The organism is Pantoea eucrina (assembly GCF_020079945.1).
Classification (GTDB): domain Bacteria; phylum Pseudomonadota; class Gammaproteobacteria; order Enterobacterales; family Enterobacteriaceae; genus Pantoea; species Pantoea eucrina.
Genome location: NZ_CP083448.1, coordinates 2,113,237 through 2,137,522 on the forward strand (window position 1 = coordinate 2,113,237; position 24,286 = coordinate 2,137,522).

The following is a 24,286-nucleotide window of genomic DNA, read 5'->3' on the forward strand; positions in this document are numbered from 1 at the left end:
CGCTTTTTTAACCATTTTTCCAGGATAACTCCTGGCAGGATCGTGCAGGTTCACAATTCACAACTTTAAAATGCATTACCCTGCGCTATTAACCAGATTGGCGCAGACATTTACTGACACGTTGCTATACTAGTTATTACTGGCTTGTTTACAAGTAGGGCCCGTGCCCCCTGTGCTATTTTAGGAAAAAGACTACCAGCCATTAGTAATGACGCCACATCTGCCGTGCAATCAGCAGTGAAAATTCAGAATTATTCGGATATACGATTGGTAAAATGTACGCGGCAAACCTCACCATCTCGCATAACAATTAATTGTGCGCCGCTCTCCTTCTCCTGCATTCTTAATCCATACATTTTGCTTATTTTGCCCGCTGCGCTTTGAACATTTCCCTGACCAGCGCGTATAACCTTATACCAGCAGGGTCGGCAGGGTTTTGCCCTGTTTCCGGCCATTCACTATCATCAGATTAAACCCATTTTGAGACATTACGGTGACATGAGTATGTGGGAGTGGATCGTTGATCCGTCGCTCTGGGCGGGATTAGTAACGCTAATCATTCTGGAGCTGGTGCTGGGCATTGATAACCTGGTGTTTATTGCCATTCTGGTCGAAAAGCTGCCGCCGCTGCTGCGCGACCGGGCGCGCGTGATTGGCCTGATGCTGGCGCTGCTGACCCGCCTCGGGCTGCTGGCCTCGCTTTCATGGCTGGTCACGCTGACACAGCCTCTGCTCACCCTCTGGCAGCATAGCTTCAGCGCACGCGATCTGCTGCTGCTGCTGGGCGGTATTTTCCTGCTCTATAAAGCGACCACTGAGCTAAATGCGCGACTCGAAGGGGGTGACGATGAGGGTGGTCAAAATAAGAACGGCGCTAAATTCTGGCCGGTGGTGGCGCAGATCGTGGTGCTGGATGCTATTTTCTCCCTCGACGCTGTCATCACAGCAGTGGGCATGGTCAATGAGCTGCCGGTAATGATGGCCGCGGTCACCATCGCTATTCTGCTTATGCTGCTCGCCAGCAAGCCGCTGACGCGTTTTGTGAATAGTCATCCCACGATTGTGATCCTCTGCCTGAGCTTTCTGCTGATGATTGGCTTCAGCCTGGTTGCAGAGGGGTTTGGCTTTGTTATTCCCAAAGGGTATCTCTACGCCGCTATCGGTTTCTCTATTCTGATTGAAATGCTCAATCAGCTGGCGAGCTTTAATCGCCGCCGCTTTTTGTCAGCCGGCCGTCCGCTACGCCAGCGCACGGCCGAAGCGGTCCTGCGCATTCTGCGCGGAGAGGCGCAGCGTGCTGAACTGGATGCGGATACGGCCTCGCTGCTGAGCCATAGCGATGAAGGCGCTCTGTTTAATCGTCAGGAGCGGCTGATGATCGCCCGGGTGCTGGGGCTGGCGCAGCGGCAGATCAACACCATTATGACCTCCCGGCACGATGTGGAATCGGTTGATTTAAGTGAAGCGCCTGAAGAGATTATGGCGAAGCTCGATCGCAATCAGCACACGCGTATTCTGGTGACGGAAAATGGCCGCGATCCGCTGGGGGTGGTGCACGTTATCGATCTGCTGCATCAGTCGCTGCACAGTGATTCCCTTGATCTGCGCGCGCTGATCCGTCAGCCGCTGGTGTTTCCGGAACGGGTAACGCTGCTGCAGGCGCTGGAGCAGTTTCGCCAGGCGCGCACGCATTTTGCCTTTATTGTCGATGAGTTTGGCTCCGTCGAAGGCGTGGTGACGCTGAGCGACGTGATGGAGACTATCGCCGGTAATCTGCCTAATGAAGGAGAGGAGCTGGATGCGCGCTACGATATTGAACCCGGCCCGCAGGGAGGCTGGATCGCAAACGGGCATATGCCATTGGACGATCTGGCGCTCTATGTCGCGCTGCCGGTAAATGATAAACGCGATTATCACACGCTGGCCGGCCTGCTGATGGACACGCTGCAGCATGTCCCCGAAGAGGGTGAAGAGCTGCGGATAGGAGATTACCTGCTGCGCGCGCTGCAGGTGGAGAATCATCGGGTACAGAAAGTGGAAATTATGCCGCATCCTTTATCAGAAGCGCCGTAGCAGCGTCCCTGTAAACGTAGGGGGCGCATTAAGGCGCCCCTGGCGTGTTTATGCGACCCAGCCGTGTTGATGCGCCCCTGGTGGTTAACGCGCACCTGCCGTATTAATGCGCCCCTGACGGGTGGCGATCGAGCCACTGATTAAGACGCGATTTCGCTTCGCTCTGCAGCTGCTGGCGCACAACATCATCTATCGGCAGCGAATATTGCAGTTTGTCCCAGCGACCATACATACGGAGCGGAATGGGCTGCTGATTCAGGACTTTTGCCAGACGCTCGTCCCCTTTCCAGCCGCGCAGCATCATATTGATGGTGACATCCAGCTGCTGTTGCACAACGTCAACGGTTCCGCGCGTCTGAAGTGCCAGCTGGCTGCTGCCGCCCTGCAGATCGGTAAACGCTACTTTTCCCTGCTGCAGGCTGATATGGCCCGCCAGCTGCTGTATGCCCTGGCTATCAGGCTGATCGTTGGTGACCTCACTACTGGCGCGCGCGACGGCGCGGCGTACCATCTGTTGCAGATTAAGCTGCGTAAGCTGCAGATTGGTGGCCTCCAGATCGGCACTGCCCTGCCAGTTCTGCTTCGCCTCTTCTACACTCAGCCCGGCTCCACTCACCTTACCCTGCAGCGATAGCGTCCCCTCAAGCGCAGCGGGCAGCGCCAGCGCTTTCAGCAGAGGGGCAATCGCAATATTCTCCAGTTCAGGCTGAAACGCAGCCCGGGTAACCGGCTGCCGGATATCAATCTGACCCGGCAGCGAGAAATGACCGTCACCCAGCCGGCCCTGTAACCGGCTAAGCGTCATCAGACCCTGCTGATTGCTGGCGTCGATCTGCAGGTTACTGAGCGTCAGCCCGCGCCACTGGCTCTGGTCCGCCTTCAGGGCAAGCTGCAGATTGAGCGTATTGAGCGGTGAATCGGCGTTATTGCGCAGTACCGGTTCCGCAATGACCGGCGGCTGCACCGGCGCGGCCTGCACGGTCCCGCTGCCGCTGCTGACCGGGGTACTGACGGCGAGGTTATCGATGTTCAGCGAGGTTGCATGCAGCGCCAGGCGCAGCTGCTGCGGCATCGCAATGCGTCCTTCCGCGCTGCCCTGCAGCGTACTGTCATTGGCGGTAAGCTGCAAATCGGCCAGCGAGAACTGCTGTTTATCGGCGTTCCATATCGCTTTTCCGCTCAGCGCGCCTTTAATGCCCTGTACCGGCAGGTTCGCGCCATCCAGCGCATAATCAAGCTGCGCCAGCTCGCCGCTGACCTGATGCGGATAGCGTGAGACATCCATCTCGCCCTGCAGATTAACGCTGAGATTGCGCTGGTTACGCGACAGGCGCGTGCTCAGCTCAATGTGGTTCTGTTTGCGGCTGTCCTGATCCAGGCTCAGATTAAGATTGCGGAAGTTGTACTCTTCCCCGCCCGGCTGCTGCCAGATAAGCAGGCTGTCAGCCACGCGCAGTTTCGCAATTGCCAGGCTCCAGCTCTGTGAGGCGGCTAATGCCGGCTCGCTGTCGCCAGGGCCGATGGGGGCGCCGCCAGGCTTCTGCGGCGCGCTCTCCGGCGTGGCGCGGATAATCGCGTTTTTCAGCATTACCTGACTGACGCTGAGCTGATGCGTGAGCAGCGGCCAGAGGTCGACGTCCAGCCGCATATTTTCGGCGGTCACCAGCGGCTGGCTGGCACCGGGTGCGGTGAGGCTCATACGTCCGGAAAGAATGCTGAGCTGAGGCCAGACGTGCCAGCGCAAATCGCTGCCCGTGACCAGCTGATAACCACTGCGCTGCTCTACCTGTTTTACCATGTAGGCGCGAAAGTCATTGGGGTTAACCAGTAGTACCAGTGCGGCCATCCCTGCCACCACTACCACTAACAGGATGGCCAGCGTGGTTATCAATCTTCTCATTGCATCCTCAATGTGATGATCCGCGCCTCGTCAGCCCTGCCCGGGCGCGGGTACAGCGATTAATCTTTATCGATACGGCTGGCGTCAGCACCCTGCTGACCGCGATATTTTGCATCTTCACGCCGGTTATAGGGACGTGCGGCCGGGCCCGACAGCGGTTCAAAGCTCAGCGCTCCAATCAGCATACCGGGACGCAGCGCCAGCGGCAGCTTGCCGGAGTTGTAAAACTCCAGCACGATACGCCCCTGCCAGCCCGGATCGATGCGGTGTGCCGTAACGTGAACCATTAACCCTAGTCGTGCCAGGGAAGAACGTCCATCCAGCCAGCCAACCAGATCGTCCGGAATGGTCACCGACTCCAGCGTCACCGCCAGCGCCAGCTCACCCGGATGCAGGAAAAACGCTTCGCCATCCGGTAATACAATCTCGTCACTCATCACCCGATCCAGCGCGGCGCTTACCGCCTGCTTGGGTCCGCTCAGATCGATAAAGGCGGCAGTATGGCCGCTGAAGGTACGAAACCCGTTACCCAGCCGCACATCTACCGTGGCGCCGTTAATGCGTTCCACCGGCGGACGCGGCTCAATGGCCAGCTTGCCGCTGTCAAGCCAGGCTTCAATATCGCGATCGCATAATCTCATCGCAGTAACTCCCTAATTAAAGTGTAGCGAAAGGCCGCCAGCACGGTGACAGCCCTGACGCATTCGATCCATGCCGAAACAGCGTATTAAAGATACTGATTAATTTTCGCTTTGAGAATATCGATAGCGATACGGTTCTTACCGCCGCGCGGCACAATAATGTCGGCGTACTGTTTGGAAGGCTCGATAAACTGCAGGAACATCGGACGGACCGTTTTCTGATACTGATTCATGACGGAATCCATAGAGCGACCGCGTTCATTCACGTCGCGCTTCATGCGGCGCATCAGACAGATATCCAGCGGGGTGTCGACAAAAATAGAGAAGTTCATCTCCTGACGCAGGCGCGCGTCAGTGAGCAGCAGAATGCCCTCAAGGATAATCACTTTTTTTGGCTTCAGATGAATACTTTCGCTGGTACGGGTGTGTTCAACGTAGCTGTAAACCGGCAGATCGATATCCTGTCCTGACTTGATCGCACGCAGATGCTGCAGCAGCAGATCGTGATCCATCGCGCTCGGATGGTCATAGTTGGTTTTTACCCTCTCTTCCATGGTGAGGTGGCTTTGATCTTTATAGTAGGCATCTTCGGGGATCACACCGATATGCTCGTCACCGACCTGGTCACGGATTTCACGAAAGAGCGTGCTGGCAATAAGGCTTTTTCCGGATGCAGATGCACCTGCGATGCCAACGATCACGCACTGATGGGACTTGTCAGTCATACTTTTTTAAGACCTGATAACTGGGAGCACGCCTCTGCCGAAGCAGCAACGGGCCAAATGAGAGGGTTTGGTGGCGGCAATTATAGGTATTTCGCCGGTTTGACGCCAGAGTAAATGCGGCGGCGCCCTTTTTCAGAAAATCTCCTTTTGGCAGGCAGCCGCTGAACCGATAGACTGTCGGGCTGCCCGCGCCCGGTTTGTGCGGGTCGCCCGTTAGCCCTGCAAGGAAAAATATGAGCTGGAGAACACTGACCTATTTTGGCGACAGCATGCTGCTGATCCCCACCGCGGTGATCATCGCCCTGGTGCTGCCGTGGAAAAGCAGCAGCCAGCGTACCGTCTGGTACTGGCTGCTGGCGTTTGGTCTCGCCGGTCTGCTGGTCAGCCTGTCTAAAATTATGTTTCTTGGCTTTGGCATCGGCAGCGCACGCTTTAACTTTACCGGCTTCAGCGGCCACAGCGCGATGTCCTCCACGCTCTGGCCAGTGATGATGTGGCTTATCTCCGGGCGCTGGTCCACTTTCTGGCGCGCCGTGACGATTGCCATCGGGTACGCGATCCCGCTGATGGTGGGTTTCTCCCGCCTGGTTATTCATGCGCACTCCGTCAGTGAAGTGCTGGCGGGCCTGCTGCTCGGCTTTACCCTGAGCAGCGCGTTTCTCATCAGCCAGCGCCGCACGGTATTGAAGGGCTTTAGCGCCCTGCAGGTTGGCGTCGCCTTCCTGGTGCCGCTGCTGCTGATGGGCCACGGGCGCGTCGCCACCACGCAGCAGTTTCTGGAGCGTCTGTCGGTCAAGCTCGCCGGCCTGGAAAAACCGTTTAAGCGTGCCGACCTTTTTCGCTGACAGCACCATGACTTAAGCCAATTCAGCGTAAAGATCCTGTCTGAATGTGCTAGCATGCAGGGCAGAAACTGACTGGCGTATTTTCCCCATACCGGGTTGCGCGCTGCTGGACTGGTACATGATTGTTGAGATAGTCACCGCGCAGGATAAATCGCCAGGCCGCTGGCTGACTGCCGTTACGCTGAGCATACTGGCTTTTCTGCTTACGCTGTTTTGTCTGGAGCTGATTGTGGTCAGCGGTCGTATTTCGCCGCTGTGGTACTCAACGGCGCTGATGACCGGCGTCGTTTTCCGTGCGCCGCTAAAACATATTCCGCTGCTGCTGGCGGGCTGCGTCGCGGGCACCGCGCTGGCGAATCTGCTGGTTATTGGTCCCGCACTCAGCAATGCTAAATTTGCCATTCTGAATCTGATACAGGCGCTGCTGGCAGGCGGCATGCTGCGTCTGCTGCTGAACCGCCGCGCGCCACTTAACGCCCTGCCTGACTGGATCCGCTTTGCGCTCTGCGCCGGCCTGCTGGCTCCCCTGCTGGGCGGGCTGATTGCGCTCTGGCTGCTGCAGGTGGATAAGCAGGCGCTGCTGCCCTTCTTCTCAACCTGGGTGATTTCGGAAGTGATCGGCGTACTGGCTTTTGGTCCGGTGGTACTGCTGTGGCCCGCTAAACCGCTGCGTGAACTGATCGCGCCGGGCCGTCAGCTGGAAACCCTGCTGACGCTGATGGTTACCCTGCTCGCCAGCTATCTCTCCCTGCGCTTTCTGCCGTGGCCGTTTACCTTTATTGTGGTGATCCTGTTCTGGTGTGCGGTCCGGCTGCCAAAATTTGAAGCGTTCCTGCTCTGCTTTATTAATGCCAGTTTCATTTCGCTGCTGCTGGCGCTGGACTGGGTCAACCCGGTACAGAGTGGCGCTCCGCCCGGTCTGGTCTCTGCCTGGCTGCCCTTTCTGCTGGTGCTGCTGCCCAGCCATGTCATGGCGCTGATCATGGACGCCTTCCGGCGCGAGAAAAACCATATCACCGAGAGCGAAGCGCGCTTCCGCAATGCGATGGAGTACTCTGCTATCGGTATGGCGCTGGTCGGCACCAACGGAAAGTGGCAGCAGGTGAACCAGTCACTTTGCCGTACGCTGGGTTATCGCGCCTATGAACTGACGCAGCTGACCTTTCAGGAGATCACCCATCCGGACGATCTGCACAGCGATCTGCAGCTGATGGAGCGTCTGCTGGCGGGCGACCTGATGTCCTATACCTTTGAAAAGCGCTATTTCCGCAAAGATGGCGAGATAGTCTGGTCGCGTCTGACCGTCTCTATGGTGCGCGACGCGCAGCAGCAGCCGCTCTATTTTATCGCGCAGATTGTCGATATCTCCGAGCTGCGGCAGAGCGAGCAGCGCAACCGCCAGCTGATGGAGCGCATTACGCTGGCCAATGAAGCGGGCGGCATCGGCGTCTGGGAGTGGAACCTGAAAACCGGGGAGATGCTCTGGGACAAGCGCATGTATGAGCTGTTTGCACTGGATCCGCAGCAGAAACCCACGTATGACCTCTGGCTGCATCTGGTCGATCCTGCCGAGCGCGAAAGCCTGGCGCTGATTGTGCAGCAGGCGATTGAGCGCCGTTCGGCCTTTCATCTTGAGTATCGTCTCAACCTGCCGCACGGCGTACAGTTCATTCGCTCAGAAGCGAATCGTATCCTGAGCCAGGATGGACAGATCGAACGTATGCTCGGGATCTGCCAGGATATCACCTCACTGCGTACCCTTAATGACGCGCTGTTCCAGGAAAAAGAGCGTATGGCGATCACCCTGGATTCGATTGGTGAAGCGGTGATCAGCACCGACGATGAGATGTGCGTGACCTTTATGAACCCGGTTGCTGAAAGCCTGAGCGGCTGGCCGCAGGAACAGGCGGCCGGTACGCCGCTTGGTGAGCTGCTGAACATCACGCGCGGCGCTGACGGCCCGCGCATCGACAATCTGCTGCTCTGCACGCTGCCGGATGAAAAAATCTCTCCGGCACTGGATGAGGGGCTGGTGCTGCATACGCTGGCAGGCGCGCAGATAGAGATCCACTACAGTATTACGCCGCTGAAAACCCTGACCGGCAGCACCATTGGGGTGGTGATGGTCATTCAGGATGTCAGCGAGTCGCGCCAGATCATGAAGCGTCTGAGCTATAGCGCGTCACACGACATGCTGACGCAGCTGCCTAACCGGCCCAGCTTTGAAGATCGGCTGAAACGGCTGGTGAATGATGCGGCCGTCACCGGCACGCCGCATGTGTTGGTGTTTATCGACCTGGATAAATTTAAAGCGGTCAACGATACCGCCGGCCATGCGGCGGGGGACGCGCTGCTGCGCGAGCTGGCGGTGCTGATGCAGCAGCAGCTGCGCAGCAGCGATATGCTGGCGCGCCTCGGCGGCGATGAGTTTGGCATCCTGCTGCCGCACTGCGAGGTCGATCAGATCCGCGATCTGGTGCAGGGCATCGTGAATGTCGTCAATAACTATACATTTTACTGGAAAACGCATCCTTACCAGGTGGGTGCCAGCGCCGGCATCACGCAGATTGATGCGCGCAACTGCCTCAGCAATGTGGTGATGTCGCAGGCCGATGTCGCCTGCTACAGCGCCAAACATGCCGGGCGCGGTCAGTATCAGGTTTATCAGGATGCAGAGAGATAAAGCACTGCATATTGCCAGCATGACCAGCCTGCGCTAAAGTCGCCCCCTTTTTTTCTGGCATGGGGCATAAGATGTATATCGGTTTTGACTACGGCACAGCGAACTGCGCTATTGCAGTAAGCGATAACGGCACGCCGCGGATGCTGGCGCTGGAAAATGACCAGCCGCTGCTGCCCTCGATGATCTGCGCCCCGGCGCGCGAGGCGATCAGCGAATGGCTGCATCGCCACCATCAGGTGCCCACGCCCGCGAGCGAAAACACCGCCCTGCTGCAGCGCGCGCTGCGCTACAACCGCGAAGAAGATATCGAGATAACCCCTGGCAGCGTGCAGTTTGGCCTGACCGCGCTGCAGCAATATATGACAGAGCCGGAAGATGTCTGGTTCGTCAAATCACCGAAATCCTTTTTGGGCGCCTCTGGCCTGAAGCCGCAGCAGATCGCATTTTTTGAAGATCTGGTGTGCGCCATGATGCTGCATATCCGACAGCAGGGTGAAGCGCAGCTCGGGCAGCAGATCAACCAGGCGGTTATCGGTCGCCCGGTCAACTTTCAGGGGCTGGGCGGTGACGATGCCAACCAGCAGGCGCAGGGGATCCTGCTGCGTGCGGCACAGCGCGCCGGCTTTCGTGACGTTGAGTTTCAGTTTGAGCCGGTGGCCGCCGGGCTGGACTTTGAAGCCACGCTGGACAAAGAGACGCGCGTGCTGGTGGTCGATATCGGCGGCGGCACCACCGACTGCTCCATGCTGCTGATGGGGCCGGAGTGGCGCCAGAAAGCTGACCGCCACGCCAGCCTGCTGGGGCACAGCGGCTGCCGCGTCGGCGGTAACGATCTCGATATCATGCTGGCGTTTAAAACGCTGATGCCGCTGCTGGGTCTGGGCGGCAGCACCCGCAAGGGCACGGCGCTCCCCGCCCTGCCGTGGTGGAACGCCGTCGCAATTAACGACGTTCCGGCACAGAGCGAGTTCTACTCCGCCGCCTGCGGCAAGCTGCTGCAGGATCTGGTGCGCGATGCAGAAGAGGGAAACCGCGTGGCACATCTGCTCAAAGTATGGCAGCAGAAGCTAAGCTACCGGCTGGTGCGCGCGGCTGAAGAGAGCAAAATTGCGCTCTCAGCGCAGGCGGAAACGGATGCGTCGCTGGCGTTTATTGCGCAGTCGCTGCAGGCGAAGATCAGCGCGGCGCAGCTGGAAGAGGCGATCAGCCAGCCGCTGGAGCGGATGCTGGAGCAGGTACAGCTGGCGCTGACCACCAGCGAGACCCGACCGGACGTGATCTATCTTACTGGCGGCAGCGCACGCTCGCCGCTGCTGCGTGCGGCGCTGCAGCAGGCGCTGCCCGATACCCCGATTGCCGGCGGCGACGACTTTGGTTCGGTGACCGCCGGACTGGCGCGCTGGGCAGAGGTGATGTTCCGCTAGCGGATCGTAACAGGAGGCGCAGCCTGCGCCTCCTCCCTGCCCGTCAGAAGTTGATATTGGCTGAGATGCCGCCGACAAAGGCATCTTTCACCTCTCCGACCGCGCCCGGCGCCACGACATACTGCAGGTTAGGCCGCAGCTGCAGCCACTTCGCCAGCTGCGCATTGTAGTAAATCTCATAGTTGTATTCCGATCCCGCCTGCAGCGGCAGATAAGCCGGGCTGTCAAAGCGCGTTTCACCACTGGCTGCGTTCTGCTGGCGCAGGGCGCGGCTGTAGGCGCTGTTAACGTGAATACGCGCGGCACCAATACCGATTTCATCCTGCGGACGCGCATCAAGCGGCCCCTTCCAGGTAAAACTGATGGACTGATAATTATCGGTTTTCGACGTCTTACGATCGTTCATGACCGCCTGCACCGTTACCCCCAGTCCGCGGCTGGCGTCTCCGCCCTGCGCGGTCAGCTGCTGCTGCAGCAGCAGGTAGCCGCCATAAGCGTGATCCTGACGCTGATAGCCCCCATCCCGCCAGCTGCCGTAATTATCCCCGTTTACGGATGAGTAGTAATAGCCGAGTCGATAGTTGCCCGGCAGCCCCGCTGCGCCCAGGGTCGGTTTCCAGCCCAGCTCGACCGGCACCAGATTGCCTTCTGAATGACGGGTATCCAGGCGGAAACCGTCGCCGCGATCGTAGTTGGCGCGATTCTGGTTGTAAAAGCCGACCTGGAAGAAGAGTTCGGGCGTGATATTCGCTTTCAGGCGTCCGCCCCACTGTGAAACCGGCCAGTTAAACCAGCGGTCGCCGCGCCAGTTGCCTGCCTGACCGCTGCCAAAGGCAAGGTTCTGAAACCTGCTGTCGAGGCTGTCAAAATCTTCACCCACGGTGACCCGTCCGGCCTTGAGATTAACCCGGTTGTCAAACAGCCCCTTGCTCAGCCAGAACTGTGTCAGACGCCACGTCTGGCCGCGGCCATAGACCTCCTGCACGGAGGAGAGCATGCCGGTGCGGCGATCGGCTACCTGATCGGAGATGTTGCGCCCGTCGCGATTAGTGACGGTGACCTGGAACTGCGCATCCTGCCAGTCGAGCAGCTTTTGCAGATCGAAATTCGCACCAAACGCCCACTGATCGCTATAGCGCATTGAGGTGTGGCTGTCTGCTCCGCCGCCGAGATTAGCGGCGCTCTCCATGGTGTAATTTACGTCAAACTTCACGCCGGCACTCTCCAGCTGCGTGCGGCTGCCGTTCCAGTCACCCAGCATCCAGGGCGAATCGTAGCTGAATGCATCTGCCGCGACGGCGGCAGAACTGAACATAGCCAGCATCAGCATGCCCGCAGCCAGTTGCGGCAGCGGGTGCAAAGCAAAAATTTTTTTCATCGTTGTTATCTTCTGCAAAGTTATAAGGAAAACCGCGCAGAGGATAGTGCCGGGCAGCAGCAGGGTTTTGCAATTTCGTGTGGATTTACGCCTGCTCAGTCAGTGGATTAGCGCATTTGTGATGAATATCTAAGATTTAAACATTCAAAGTGTGACAGTGACTATTGATTGCTCTGTATCAATATACGGGGTGCCGCAGCACCCCGGGCGGGATCAGAGGTGACTGGCGCGCGCCAGCTCCTCAATTTCCTGTTTGCTCAGCTCCAGCTGGGTGGCTTTTACCAGCTCATCCAGCTGCGCCAGCGATGTTGCGCTGACAATCGGCGCGGTAATGCTGGGACGCGCAATCTGCCACGCCAGCGCCACCTGCGTGGCTGACGCATCGTGTGAGGCAGCGATATCCTCCAGCGCCTCAATAATGCGGCTGCCGCGCTCATTGAGATATTTTTCCACTATCGCCTGACCGCGCGGGCTTTTACCCGCATCCTGCGGCTTTTTATATTTGCCGCTGAGAAAGCCGCTCGCCAGCGAGTAGTAGTTGATCACGCCAAGACCGTTTTTCACCGCCACCTGCTCCAGGCCGTTCTCATACCCTTCGCGATCGTAAAGGTTATATTCCGGCTGCAGCGTTTCATAGCGCGCCAGCCCCTCTTTGCTGCTGACATCCAGCGCCTCCTGCAGACGCGCTGCGGAGTAATTTGAGGCGCCGATAGCGCGTACCTTGCCCTCTTTGATCAGGGAATCAAACGCTTTCAGGGTATCTGCCAGCGGCGTCTGCTCATCATCGCGATGCGCCTGATAGAGATCGATCACATCCGTCTGCAGCCGGCGCAGGGAATCCTCTATCGCCTGGCGGATATACGCAGGCTTCAGCCCGGTTTTTTCCGGCGACAGCTCCATGCCGACTTTAGTCGCCAGCACGATGCGATCGCGTTTGCCGCTCTGCTTTAACCATTTGCCGATGATCGCTTCCGATTCACCTCCCTGATTGCCCGGCACCCAGCGGGAATAGACATCCGCGGTATCGATAAAAAACAGGCCATTTTCGACCAGCGCATCCAGCAGTGAAAAGGAGGTCTTCTCATCGACTGTCCAGCCAAAAACGTTACCACCAAAAGTCAGGCGCGGAACGGTAATACCGCTGTCGCCCAGCTGACGGGTTGCAGGTTGTTTCATTGCGCTCTCCCTGGTTAAACGAGATAGGTTTGTCTTTAAGCGTAGCAAATGAAAAAGTCGCACCGGGGTCTATTCATGCCAGAATAGTGTCAGAACCGGGAAATCCTTTACGCCGCGCTGAGCAGATATTCTTAATTCCTTCAATTTTCGCCTGGCGCAGGCGGCTACACTTATTTTCGTTTGCGCTGTCCGGATGTCGGGCAAGCGTATCAGGAAAGCGACATGGCTGGAGAGCACGCAGAGTAATGAAGAGTCGAACCAAAACAGGTCTGTTAATTCTTATCGCGCTGGCGGTAGCGGCTGGCGGTTATTACGCCTGGCACTCGCGCGCCACGCCAGCACAGCCGGCGCAGGCTAAAGAGAAGCGCGGTGGAGCAAACCGGCCAGCCGCGCCGGTACAGGCGGCAACGGCTGAACTGCAAAGCGTGCCCTACTATCTGAACGGCCTCGGCACCGTCACCGCTGCAAATACGGTTACGGTGCGCAGCCGTGTTGAGGGGCAGCTGATGGCGCTGCACTTTACAGAAGGCGAGCAGGTGGCTGCCGGCACGCTGCTGGCTGAGATCGATCCGCGCCCGTATCAGGTTGCTCTCACGCAGGCGCAGGGCCAGCTGGCCCGGGATCAGGCCACGCTGGCGAATGCCCGCCGCGATCTCAGCCGCTATGAGAAGCTGTCGAAAACGTCCCTGGTATCGCAGCAGGATCTCGACACCCAGCGCGCGCTGGTGAGCGAAACGCTGGGCACCATTAAAGCGGATGAGGGCAACGTCGCGAGCGCGCAGCTGAATCTGACCTACAGCCGCATCACCGCGCCGATTGCCGGACGTATCGGGTTACGCAAGGTCGACATCGGCAACTACATTACCACCGGCGACACCGATGGCCTGGTCGTGATCACCCAGACGCATCCGATTGATGTGGTATTCAGCGTGGCTGAGAGCTATATCAGCCAGATCCTGAAAGCGCAGAAAAGCGGTCAGCCGCTGGTGGTGGAGGCCTGGGATCGCAGCAACACCACGCTGCTGACGCAGGGCACGCTGCTGAGCCTGGACAACCAGATCGACACCACTACCGGCACCATTAAGCTGAAAGCACGCTTCAGCAATGAAGATGACACCCTGTTTCCCAACCAGTTTGTTAACGCACGTCTGAAAGCAGATACGCTGCAGAACGCCGTGACTATTCCGGCCGCCGCGCTGCAGATGAGCAATGAGGGCCACTTTGTCTGGGTGGTTAACAGCGAGAATAAGGTCAGCAAGAAACGCGTCACCGCCGGCCTGCAGGATAGCCAGAAAGTGGTGATCAGTGCCGGACTGGAGGCGGGCGAGCGGGTCATTACCGACGGCATCGATCGCCTCACTGACGGCGCAACGGTTGACGTCGTGGCGCCGCAGAGTACGGCAACAGAGACCACGCGTGCCGCGCAGCCAGCCCGGGGAGAGCGTCAATAATGCAGGTGCTGCCTCCTGACGCTGGCGGCGGTCCGTCACGTCAGTTCATTTTACGCCCGGTCGCCACCACGCTGCTGATGATTGCGATTCTGCTGGCTGGCCTGCTTGGCTACCGCTTTCTGCCGGTCTCCGCCCTGCCGGAAGTGGACTACCCCACTATTCAGGTTGTCACGCTCTATCCCGGAGCCAGTCCGGATGTGGTCACCTCGTCGATTACCGCACCGCTGGAACGCCAGTTTGGCCAGATGTCCGGGCTGAAACAGATGGCATCGCAAAGTTCCGGCGGCGCCTCGGTGATCACGCTGCAGTTTCAGCTGTCGCTGGCGCTGGATGTGGCGGAGCAGGAGGTTCAGGCGGCGATAAACTCCGCCACTAACCTGCTGCCTGGCGATCTGCCTAATCCGCCCGCCTACAGCAAAGTCAACCCGGCCGATCCGCCTATCATGACGCTGGCGGTCACCACGACCAGCCTGCCGCTGACGCAGGTGCAGGATATGGTGGAAACGCGCGTGGCGCAGAAGATTGCGCAGGTCTCCGGCGTAGGCCTGGTTACCCTTTCCGGCGGACAGCGTCCGGCGGTGCGGGTCAAAATGAATGCGCAGGCGCTGGCAGCGTTAGGACTGACCAGCGAAGATGTGCGCACGGCTATCAGCAACGCCAACGTCAACTCAGCGAAAGGCAGCCTTGATGGTCCGGCGCGATCTATCACGCTGTCAGCAAACGATCAGATGACATCGGCTGAGGATTACCGTCGCCTGATTATCAGCTACAGCAACGGCGCGCCGGTGCGACTGGGCGACGTTGCGACCATTGAATCGGGCGCAGAGAACAGCTGGCTGGGCGCCTGGGCTAACCGCCAGCAGGCGATTGTGCTGAACGTCCAGCGTCAGCCCGGCGCCAATATTATCAACACCGCTGATAATATCCGGGCGCTGCTGCCATCGCTTACCGCCACGCTGCCCAAATCGGTCGACATGAAACTGCTGACCGATCGCACGACCAATATTCGCGCCTCGGTATCTGATACGCAGCATGAGCTGATGCTGGCCATGGCGCTCGTGGTCATGATCATCTACCTGTTTCTGCGCAACGTACCGGCTACGATCATTCCTGCCGTGGCGGTACCGCTTTCGCTGATTGGTACGTTTGCGGCCATCTATTTTATGGGCTTCTCGATCAACAACCTCACGCTGATGGCGCTGACTATCGCCACCGGCTTTGTGGTGGATGACGCCATTGTGGTGATCGAGAATATTTCACGCTATATCGAGAAAGGCGAGAAGCCGCTCACCGCCGCGCTGAAAGGGGCGGGAGAGATCGGTTTTACCATTATCTCGCTCACCTTTTCGCTGATTGCGGTGCTGATCCCGCTGCTGTTTATGGGCGATGTGATTGGCCGGCTGTTTCGCGAGTTCGCCGTCACGCTGGCTATCGCCATTCTGATCTCAGCCGTGGTGTCGCTGACGCTGACGCCGATGATGTGCGCGCGCATGCTGAGCGCGGAGTCGCTGCGCCGGCAGAACCGCTTCTCACGCGCCAGCGAGGCGCTGTTTGAGCGGGTCATTGCCGGTTACGGACGTGGACTGACGCGCGTGCTGCAGCATCCGTGGCTGACGCTCAGCGTGGCGCTCGGCACGCTGCTGATGACGGTGCTGCTGTGGGTGGCGATCCCGAAAGGCTTCTTCCCGCAGCAGGATAACGGCATTATTCAGGGCACCCTGCAGGCGCCGCAGTCGGTCTCTTACGCCAGCATGGCGCAGCGCACGCGCGATGTTGCCTCAGCGGTGATGAAGGATCCGGCGGTTGAAAGTCTGACCTCTTTTGTCGGGGTGGATGGCACCAATCCTGCGCTTAACAGCGCCCGGCTGCAGATCAACCTCAAGCCGCTGGATGAGCGCGACGACCGCATTCCGGTGGTGCAGGCGCGGCTGCAGCAGGCGGTGGCGCAGATCCCGGGCGTCTCGCTCTGGCTGCAGCCGGTGCAGGATCTCACCATTGAGACGCAGAGCAGCCGTACCCCCTATCAGTTTACGCTGCAGTCTGGCTCGCTTGACGCCCTGAGCAGCTGGGTCCCGGCGCTGATCGGCCAGCTGGAAAAGGCACCGCAGCTGCGCAACGTCAGCAGCGACTGGCAGGATCAGGGGCTGGAAGCGTATGTGCGCGTCGACCGCGACAGCGCCAGCCGGCTCGGGATCACCATGGCTGACGTCGATAATGCGCTGTATAACGCGTTTGGTCAGCGGCTGATCTCAACGATTTACACGCAGGCAAACCAGTATCGCGTGGTGCTGGAGCAGCATAATGCGCAGACGCCGGGACTGGCGAGCCTGGAGGGGATCCGGCTTAAAAGCAGCGACGGCGGCAGCGTACCGCTCAGCGCTATCGCCAGCACAGAGGAGCGGCATACCGCTCTCAGTATTAATCATCTCGATCAGTTCCCGTCCGCAACCTTCTCTTTTGACGTGGCCGATGGCTATTCACTTGAGGAAGCGCTGCAGGCCATTACCGCCGCAGAAGGGGCGCTGGGTATGCCGGCGGATATCGTCACGCAGTTCCAGGGCAGTACGCTGGCGTTTGAAGCCGCGCTGAGCAGCACCGTCTGGCTGATTGTGGCGGCCGTGGTCGCAATGTATATCGTTCTTGGCGTGCTGTATGAGAGTTTTATTCATCCGATTACCATTCTCTCTACCCTGCCCACCGCGGGCGTCGGCGCGCTGCTGGCGCTGATGCTGAGCGGTAACGAACTCGATATCATCGCCATTATCGGCATCATTCTGCTGATCGGTATTGTAAAGAAAAACGCCATTATGATGATTGACTTTGCGCTGGCGGCGGAGCGTGAACAGGGCATGGCGCCGCGTGACGCTATCTATCAGGCCTGCCTGCTGCGCTTTCGCCCGATCCTGATGACCACGCTGGCGGCGCTGCTGGGCGCGCTGCCGCTGATGCTCAGCACCGGCGTCGGCGCTGAGCTGCGCCATCCGCTCGGCATCGCCATGGTGGGCGGCCTGATCCTCAGCCAGATCCTGACGCTGTTTACCACGCCGGTCATCTATCTGCTGTTTGATCGCCTGGCGCACGCTACCCGCAGGCGCTTCGGTCGTCCGGAGGCGCAGTCGTGAAGTTTTTTGCCCTCTTCATTCACCGCCCGGTCGCCACCATCCTGCTGACGCTGGCGATTGCGCTGGCGGGGATGCTTGGTTTTCGTCTGCTGCCGGTCGCCCCGCTACCGCAGCTCGACTTTCCGGTGATTATGATTTCGGCCTCGCTGCCGGGTGCCTCACCGGAAACCATGGCCGCCTCGGTGGCCACGCCGCTGGAGCGCTCGCTGGGGCGCATTGCCGGCGTCAGTGAAATGACCTCGACGAACTCACTGGGCAGCACGCGCATCATTCTGGTGTTTGATTTTGACCGCGATATTAACGGTGCCGCGCGCGATGTGCAGGCCGCGATTAATGCGGCGCAGAGCCTGCTGCCGTCGGGCATGCCGAGCCGGCCTTCTTATCGAAAAGCGAACCCCTCGGATGCGCCGATTATGATCCTTACGGTGACCTCGGACGACTATAATCCGGGTCAGCTCTATGATTACGCTTCGACGCAGCTGGCGCAAAAACTGTCGCAGATTGAGGGCGTCGGCGACGTCACGGTAGGCGGCAGTTCGCTGCCCGCCGTGCGCGTCGATCTCAATCCGCAGGCGCTGTTTAATCAGGGCGTGTCGCTGGATGCGGTACGCAGCGCCATCAGCAACGCTAACCAGCGGCGACCGCAGGGCGCAATCGACGATCGCCAGCAGCGCTGGCAGCTGCGTACCAATGATGAACTGCAGAGCGCCAGCGCCTATCAGCCGCTGGTGGTGCACTATAACAACGGTGCGGCGGTTCGCCTGAGCGATGTCGCCAGCGTGCAGGATTCGGTGCAGGATGTGCGTAACGCCGGGATGACCAACGGCAAGCCGGCGGTGCTGCTGGTGATCCGTAAGTCGCCGGACGCCAATATTATCGATACCGTGGATCGCATTCGCGCTGAGCTGCCGGTGCTGCACGATTTCATTCCGGCGGCGATCGATCTGCAGATTGCCCAGGATCGCTCACCGACTATCCGCGCTTCGCTGCATGAAGTCGAGCAGTCGCTGGTGATTGCCGTGGTGCTGGTGATTCTGGTGGTGTTTCTGTTCCTGCGCGACGGCCGGGCCACGCTCATTCCTGCTGCGGCGGTGCCGGTCTCACTGATTGGCACCTTTGCTGCCATGTATCTGTGCGGCTTCAGTCTTAACAACCTGTCGCTGATGGCGCTAACCATCGCCACCGGGTTTGTGGTGGATGATGCGATTGTGGTGCTGGAGAATATCGCCCGCCACGTTGAGGCTGGCATGAAGCCGCTGCAGGCGGCGCTGACCGGCGTCCGCGAAGTGGGCTTTACCGTGCTGTCGATGAGCCTGTCGCTGATTGCGGTGTTTCTGCCGCTGCTGATGATTGGCGGCATTATCGGACGCTTCTTTTCGGAATTTGCCATTACGCTGTCGGTGGCGATTCTGATCTCGCTGTTTATCTCCGTCACGCTGACGCCGATGATGTGCGCGTATCTGCTGAAGCCGCAACCGGCACAGCCTGCCGCGCCCGGGCTGTTCAGCCGGCTGCTGCAGCGGACGCAGGATGGCTATGCCCGCTCGCTGCGCTGGGTGTTACGCCACGCCATCTGGGTACTGCTGCTGCTGGGCGGCACGGTAGCGATGACCGTCTGGCTGTTTATTACGATACCCAAAACCTTTATGCCGGAACAGGATACCGGTCGCCTGAGCGGTTTTCTGTCTGCCGATCAGAGCATCTCGTTTCAGGCGATGCGCGGCAAGCTGGAAGATTTTATGAATATCATCAAAATGGATCCGGCGGTGGATAATGTCACCGGCTTTACCGGCGGCCTCGGCACCAACAGCGGCCTGATGTTTGTGGCGCTGAAGCCTCTCTCTGAGCGCAGCGAAAGCGCCCAGCAGGTGATCGCCCGCCTGCGCACCAAACTGGCTAAGGAGCCGGGGGCCAGCCTCTATCTCAACGCCGTACAGGATATTCGCGTCGGCGGACGGGAGTCGAACGCCAGCTATCAGTACAGCCTGCTGTCGGATAACCTTGCCGATTTGCGTGAGTGGGAACCCAAAATCCGTAAGGCCTTCTCTGCCCTGCCGCAGCTCACTGACGTTAACTCCGACCAGCAGGATAAAGGCAGCGAAATGGCCATCACCTACGATCGTGAAAGCATGGCGCGCCTCGGCATAGACGTTTCAGCCGCCAACGATCTGCTGAATAACGCCTTTGGCCAGCGCCAGATCTCAACCATTTATCAGCCGCTGAATCAGTACAAAGTGGTGATGGAGGTGGATCCGCGCTATACCCAGGATATCAGCGCGCTCGACCAGATGTTTGTGGTCAGCAGCGACGGCAAAGCGATTCCGCTGAGCGGTTTTGCCCACTGGCAGCCCGCTAACGCACCGCTCTCCGTCAACCATGAGGGGCTTTCTGCAGCGACAACCATTTCGTTTAATTTGCCGGAAGGCGTCTCTCTGTCGCAGGCCTCCGCGGCGATCGATCGCGCCATGACGGTGCTGGGGGTGCCCTCCAGCGTGCGCGGCAGCTTTGCCGGTACCGCGCAGGTGTTTCAGCAGTCGCAGTCCAGCCAGCTCTGGCTGATGCTGGCAGCCATCGCAGCGGTCTATATCGTGCTGGGCATTCTGTATGAGAGCTATGTGCATCCGCTCACGATTCTGTCGACGCTGCCGTCGGCCGGAACCGGCGCGCTGCTGGCGCTTAAATTGTTTGATACGCCGTTCAGCCTGATTGCGCTGATTGGCATTTTGCTGCTGATAGGGATTGTGAAAAAGAACGCCATCATGATGGTCGACTTTGCGCTGGAGGCGGAACGACAGCAGCAGCTGAGCCCGCGCGAGGCGATTTTCCAGGCGTGTCAGCTGCGTTTTCGCCCGATTCTGATGACCACGCTGGCCGCGCTGTTTGGCGCCCTGCCACTGGTGCTGACCAGCGGCGACGGTGCTGAACTGCGGCAGCCGCTGGGCATCACCATCGCCGGCGGCCTGGTGGTAAGCCAGCTGCTGACGCTCTACACCACGCCGGTGGTCTATCTGCTGATGGATAAATTACGCCGCCGCAAAGCCGTCACAGAGCCAGCAACCACCCGAATTTCGTAGGGGGCGCATTAATGCGCCCCGGGAAAACAACGCACACGAAACCCGGGCGCCATTAATGGTGCCCCTACAGGGGAACATGCCACCCGGTTTCGTAGGGGGCGCATTTATGCGCCCCTGGCAAACAACGCGTACGAAACCCGGGCGCCATGCGGTTTCACAGGGGGCGCATTAATGCGCCCCGGGCAATCAACACGTACGAAACCAGGGCACCATTAATGGCGCCCCTGCGGGGACGATTGCTGCATTAATGCACCCCGGGGTAAACAAACGCGCCTTATGCTGGAGGAGAGAAGATGAACAAACCTGCCACCACGGTACGCTGGCAGCTGTGGATTGTGGCGTTTGGCTTTTTTATGCAAACGCTGGATACCACCATTGTCAATACCGCGCTGCCTTCCATGGCGCGCGATCTTGGCGTCAGCCCGCTGCATATGCATTCCGTTATCGTCTCTTACGTTCTGACGGTTGCGGTGATGCTGCCGCTGAGCGGCTGGCTGGCTGACCGTTTTGGCGTGCGTAACATCTTTTTCAGCGCGATTGTGCTGTTCAGCGTCGGATCGCTGTTCTGCGCGCTGGCTGCCACGCTTAATCAGCTGGTTGTGGCGCGCGTGGTTCAGGGTATCGGTGGTGCAATGATGGTGCCGGTGGGCCGCTTAACGGTCATGAAAATTGTGCCGCGTGAGCAATATATGTCCGCCATGACCTTTGTTACCCTGCCGGGCCAGATTGGCCCGCTGCTCGGTCCGGCCCTCGGCGGCGTGCTGGTTGAGTACGCCAGCTGGCACTGGATTTTCCTTATCAATATTCCGGTCGGCATTATTGGCGCTGTCGCCACGCTGATGCTGATGCCGAACTACACCATGCAGACGCGCCGGTTTGATTTTGCCGGTTTTCTGCTGCTGGCGGCCGGCATGGCGGCGCTGACGCTGGCGCTGGATGGCGGCGGCAATGGCGCGCTGCTGCCCGGCTTCCTGATTCTGGCGGGCGTGCTGTCGCTGCTGTTTTATCTGATGCACGGCCGCCACAATGACAACGCGCTGTTCAGCCTGCGACTGTTTGATAACCGCCTCTATTCGATTGGTCTGCTGGGCAGCTTTACCGGGCGCATCGGCAGCGGCATGCTGCCGTTTATGACGCCGGTATTTCTGCAGGTAGGTCTGGGTTTTACGCCGTTTCACGCCGGGTTAATGATGATCCCGATGGTGCTGGGAAATATGGGCATCAAGCGGGTGGTGGTGCGCATTGTTAACCTGTTTGGCTATCGCCGCGTACTGGTGGGAAGCACGCTCGCGCTGGCGCTGGTGGTGGCGCTGTTTGCCGTGGTCGCGCTGGCTGGCTGGATCTGGCTCCTGCCGCTGGTATTACTGCTGCTCGGCATGGTCAATGCCCTGCGCTTTTCCGCTATGAATACCCTGACGCTGAAAGATCTGCCGGACGATCTCGCCTCCGGCGGCAACAGCTTACTGTCGATGATTATGCAATTGTCGATGAGTATCGGCGTCACGCTGGCGGGTCTGCTGCTCGGCGCTTTTGGCCAGCAGGCTGCCGCGGGCAGCGACATGGCGCAGCAGACGTTTGCCTGGACCTGGCTCTGTATGGTGGTCGTCATCGCCCTGCCGGCGCTGGTGTTCTGGCGGGTACCGGAAGCACTCAGTAAAAATGTTGATCTCAGAACCAGGAGTAAAAAGTGATGGCGCGTTTCCGGCCCGGCATTGGCGCCAAACTCTTTATGGCGATTTTTGGTACCTGCATGCTGGTCATCATCACGATGCACTGGGGCGTACGGCTCAGCTTTGAGCATGGCTTTGTTGACTACATCAAAAAAGGCAACGAACAGCGGCTGACACTGCTGAGTGATGCGCTGGCAGATCAGTATGAGCAGCACGGCAGCTGGGATTTTCTGCGCCAGAACGATCGGCTGATCTTCACCATTCTGCGCTCGCTGGAGCAGAACCCAGGCAGCCACAATCCGCTGCCGCCGCACGGCTGGCGCACGCAGTTCTGGATCATCGATCAGCAATATAAGGTGCTGTCAGGCCCGCGCGCGCCGATTCCGCCAAAAGGACCGCGGCGTAACATCACCACCAGCAGCGGTAAAATTGTCGGCTGGGTAATTGCCTCTCCGGCGGAAAACCTGACGCGCAGCACCGACATCAATTTTGACCGGCAGCAGCGCCAGACCAACTGGATGATCGTCACACTCTCCACTCTGCTGGCGGCGCTGGTCACCTGGCTGCTGGCACGCGGCCTGCTGGCGCCGGTTAAACGGCTGGTAGAGGGCACCCATCAGCTGGCTGCGGGAAAATTTGCTACCCGGGTTGAGGTGGATAGCGGTGATGAAATCGGTCAGCTGGCGCGCGACTTTAATCAGCTGGCGCAGTCGCTGGAGAAAAATGAGAGTAATCGCCGCGCGTTCATGGCGGATATCTCCCATGAGCTGCGCACGCCGCTGGCGATCCTGCGTGGTGAGCTGGAAGCGATTCAGGATGGCGTCCGGCAGGTCACGCCCGAGGCGATAAGTTCGCTGCAGAGTGAAGTGGTGGTACTGACCAAGCTGGTGGATGACCTGCATCAGCTTTCGCTCTCCGATGCGGGCGCCCTCGCCTACCGCAAACAGCCGCTGGATCTGGTTAACCTGCTGGAGGTGATCGCTGGCAGCTTTGCCGGACGCTATCGCACGCACCAGCTGACGCTGCAGCTGCAGCTGCCTGCTGAAGCCAGCAGCTTTGGCGATCCTGACCGCCTGATGCAGCTGTTTACGAATCTGCTGGAAAACAGCCTGCGCTATACCCATCCCGGCGGCGAAGTCCGCATCACCATGCGGCAGCAGGAGAATCAGTGGCTGCTCTGTATTGATGACAGCGCGCCCGGCGTAGCGGCGGCGCAGCGGGCGCAGCTGTTTGAGCGTTTTTTCCGTGCGGAAAACTCCCGCAATCGTGCCAGCGGAGGGTCCGGCCTGGGACTGGCTATCTGTAAAAATATCGTCGAGGCGCACGGCGGCACGATTTCTGCGGAGCACTCTGATTTAGGTGGCGTGCAAATCAGGCTAAACTTGCCCTATGTTCCCCAGTAGAAAGCCCGTATGAGCCCGGAAAATAGCGATCCACTAATTCTTGTTGTTGAAGATGAACCCAAACTGGCGCAGCTGATGATCGATTATCTGCAGGCGTCAAACTACCGCACGCACCATATTGCCAATGGCGGCGAGGTACAGGCCTGGCTGCAGCACACTACGCCAGCGCTGATGCTGCTCGATCTGATGCTGCCAGGCTGCGACGGCATGACGCTGTGCCGCGAGATACGCCGCCACTCCGATCTGCCGATTATTATGGTCACCGCCCGTACCGAAGAGATTGATCGCCTGCTGGGGCTGGAAACCGGCGCGGATGACTATATCTGTAAGCCATTCAGCCCGCGCGAAGTGGTGGCGCGGGTGAAAACCATTCTGCGCCGCGCGCGTAAATCGCCGGAAGAGACGCAGCAGGCGTCGCTGCTGCTGATTGATGAGGGCCGCTTTCAGGCCAGCTGGCGTACTGCGCCGCTGGAGCTGACGCCGGCGGAGTTCCGCCTGCTGAAAACATTGTCGCTGGAGCCAGGCAAAGTCTTTTCCCGCGAGCAGCTGCTCAATCAGCTTTATGATGATTACCGCGTGGTAACTGACCGTACCATAGACAGCCATATCAAGAATCTGCGCCGCAAGCTTGAGGCGCTGGATGCCGATCAGCCGTTTATTCGTGCGGTATATGGCATTGGCTATCGCTGGGAAGCGGATATGTGCCGGCTGGCATAGCCTG

The 24,286-nt window shown here is 59.1% G+C and carries 15 protein-coding genes; 10 read left to right on the forward strand and 5 right to left on the reverse strand.

The genetic code is table 11. The annotated features are described in order from the left end of the window. Nucleotides 1-504: 504 nt before the first annotated feature. Complete coding sequence (locus LAC65_RS09995) at nucleotides 505-2,073, forward strand: TerC family protein (RefSeq protein ID WP_039385390.1); 1,569 nt, start codon at nucleotides 505-507, stop codon at nucleotides 2,071-2,073. A gap of 103 nt (nucleotides 2,074-2,176) precedes the next feature. On the opposite strand, the gene asmA is transcribed toward LAC65_RS09995, so the two are convergent. The 3 genes from asmA to udk all read right to left on the reverse strand — a co-directional run bounded on the left by asmA (nucleotide 2,177) and on the right by udk (nucleotide 5,339). Further along, nucleotides 2,177-3,973, reverse strand: a complete 1,797-nt coding sequence (asmA, locus tag LAC65_RS10000) for an outer membrane assembly protein AsmA (protein WP_039385392.1) — start codon at nucleotides 3,971-3,973, stop codon at nucleotides 2,177-2,179. A 59-nt stretch (nucleotides 3,974-4,032) separates the two neighbouring features. Further along, nucleotides 4,033-4,614, reverse strand: coding sequence for a dCTP deaminase (gene dcd, locus LAC65_RS10005; RefSeq protein ID WP_039385394.1), 582 nt, complete (start codon nucleotides 4,612-4,614; stop codon nucleotides 4,033-4,035). A gap of 86 nt (nucleotides 4,615-4,700) precedes the next feature. Continuing rightward, nucleotides 4,701-5,339 carry a uridine kinase gene (udk, locus tag LAC65_RS10010; RefSeq protein ID WP_039385396.1) on the reverse strand — a complete coding sequence of 213 codons (639 nt, stop codon included), beginning with the start codon at nucleotides 5,337-5,339 and terminating at the stop codon, nucleotides 4,701-4,703. A gap of 233 nt (nucleotides 5,340-5,572) precedes the next feature. On the opposite strand from udk, the gene LAC65_RS10015 reads away from it, so the two are divergent. The 3 genes from LAC65_RS10015 (at nucleotide 5,573) to yegD (ending at nucleotide 10,291) form a co-directional block, all read left to right on the forward strand. Next, nucleotides 5,573-6,184, forward strand: a complete 612-nt coding sequence (locus LAC65_RS10015) for a phosphatase PAP2 family protein (protein ID WP_039385398.1) — start codon at nucleotides 5,573-5,575, stop codon at nucleotides 6,182-6,184. Between the two features lie 118 nt (nucleotides 6,185-6,302). Then, entirely contained in the window at nucleotides 6,303-8,867 is a 2,565-nt protein-coding gene (locus LAC65_RS10020) for a diguanylate cyclase (RefSeq protein ID WP_052246507.1), read from the forward strand. 71 nt (nucleotides 8,868-8,938) lie between these two features. Beyond that, nucleotides 8,939-10,291, forward strand: a complete 1,353-nt coding sequence (yegD, locus tag LAC65_RS10025; protein ID WP_039385400.1) for a molecular chaperone — start codon at nucleotides 8,939-8,941, stop codon at nucleotides 10,289-10,291. 43 nt (nucleotides 10,292-10,334) lie between these two features. Here yegD and LAC65_RS10030 read toward each other — a convergent pair whose 3' ends face one another. Together LAC65_RS10030 and LAC65_RS10035 are read right to left on the reverse strand one after the other, a co-directional pair. Next, entirely contained in the window at nucleotides 10,335-11,669 is a 1,335-nt protein-coding gene (locus LAC65_RS10030; protein ID WP_039385401.1) for a carbohydrate porin, read from the reverse strand. A 213-nt stretch (nucleotides 11,670-11,882) separates the two neighbouring features. Further along, nucleotides 11,883-12,845 (reverse strand): aldo/keto reductase, encoded by a 963-nt coding sequence (locus tag LAC65_RS10035; RefSeq protein WP_039385402.1) that lies wholly within the window; start codon nucleotides 12,843-12,845, stop codon nucleotides 11,883-11,885. Nucleotides 12,846-13,090: 245 nt separating this feature from the next. On the opposite strand from LAC65_RS10035, the gene LAC65_RS10040 reads away from it, so the two are divergent. The 6 genes from LAC65_RS10040 (at nucleotide 13,091) to baeR (ending at nucleotide 24,282) form a co-directional block, all read left to right on the forward strand. Beyond that, on the forward strand, nucleotides 13,091-14,296 hold the full coding sequence (locus tag LAC65_RS10040; protein ID WP_094111744.1) for an MdtA/MuxA family multidrug efflux RND transporter periplasmic adaptor subunit: 1,206 nt from the start codon (nucleotides 13,091-13,093) through the stop codon (nucleotides 14,294-14,296). After that, entirely contained in the window at nucleotides 14,296-17,418 is a 3,123-nt protein-coding gene (locus LAC65_RS10045) for an MdtB/MuxB family multidrug efflux RND transporter permease subunit (RefSeq protein WP_039385406.1), read from the forward strand. Before LAC65_RS10040 ends, LAC65_RS10045 begins: the two co-directional genes overlap by 1 nt. After that, nucleotides 17,415-20,492, forward strand: coding sequence for a multidrug efflux RND transporter permease subunit MdtC (gene mdtC / locus LAC65_RS10050; protein WP_039385407.1), 3,078 nt, complete (start codon nucleotides 17,415-17,417; stop codon nucleotides 20,490-20,492). The genes LAC65_RS10045 and mdtC overlap by 4 nt, the downstream gene beginning before the upstream one ends. Before the next feature lie 293 nt (nucleotides 20,493-20,785). Then, complete coding sequence (gene mdtD, locus LAC65_RS10055; RefSeq protein WP_039385408.1) at nucleotides 20,786-22,183, forward strand: multidrug transporter subunit MdtD; 1,398 nt, start codon at nucleotides 20,786-20,788, stop codon at nucleotides 22,181-22,183. Beyond that, nucleotides 22,183-23,565: an envelope stress sensor histidine kinase BaeS gene (gene baeS, locus LAC65_RS10060; RefSeq protein WP_039385410.1), complete on the forward strand. Its 1,383-nt coding sequence runs from the start codon at nucleotides 22,183-22,185 to the stop codon at nucleotides 23,563-23,565. The genes mdtD and baeS overlap by 1 nt, the downstream gene beginning before the upstream one ends. Nucleotides 23,566-23,574: 9 nt before the next feature. After that, nucleotides 23,575-24,282: an envelope stress response regulator BaeR gene (gene baeR / locus LAC65_RS10065; RefSeq protein WP_039385412.1), complete on the forward strand. Its 708-nt coding sequence runs from the start codon at nucleotides 23,575-23,577 to the stop codon at nucleotides 24,280-24,282. Nucleotides 24,283-24,286 lie beyond the last annotated feature (4 nt).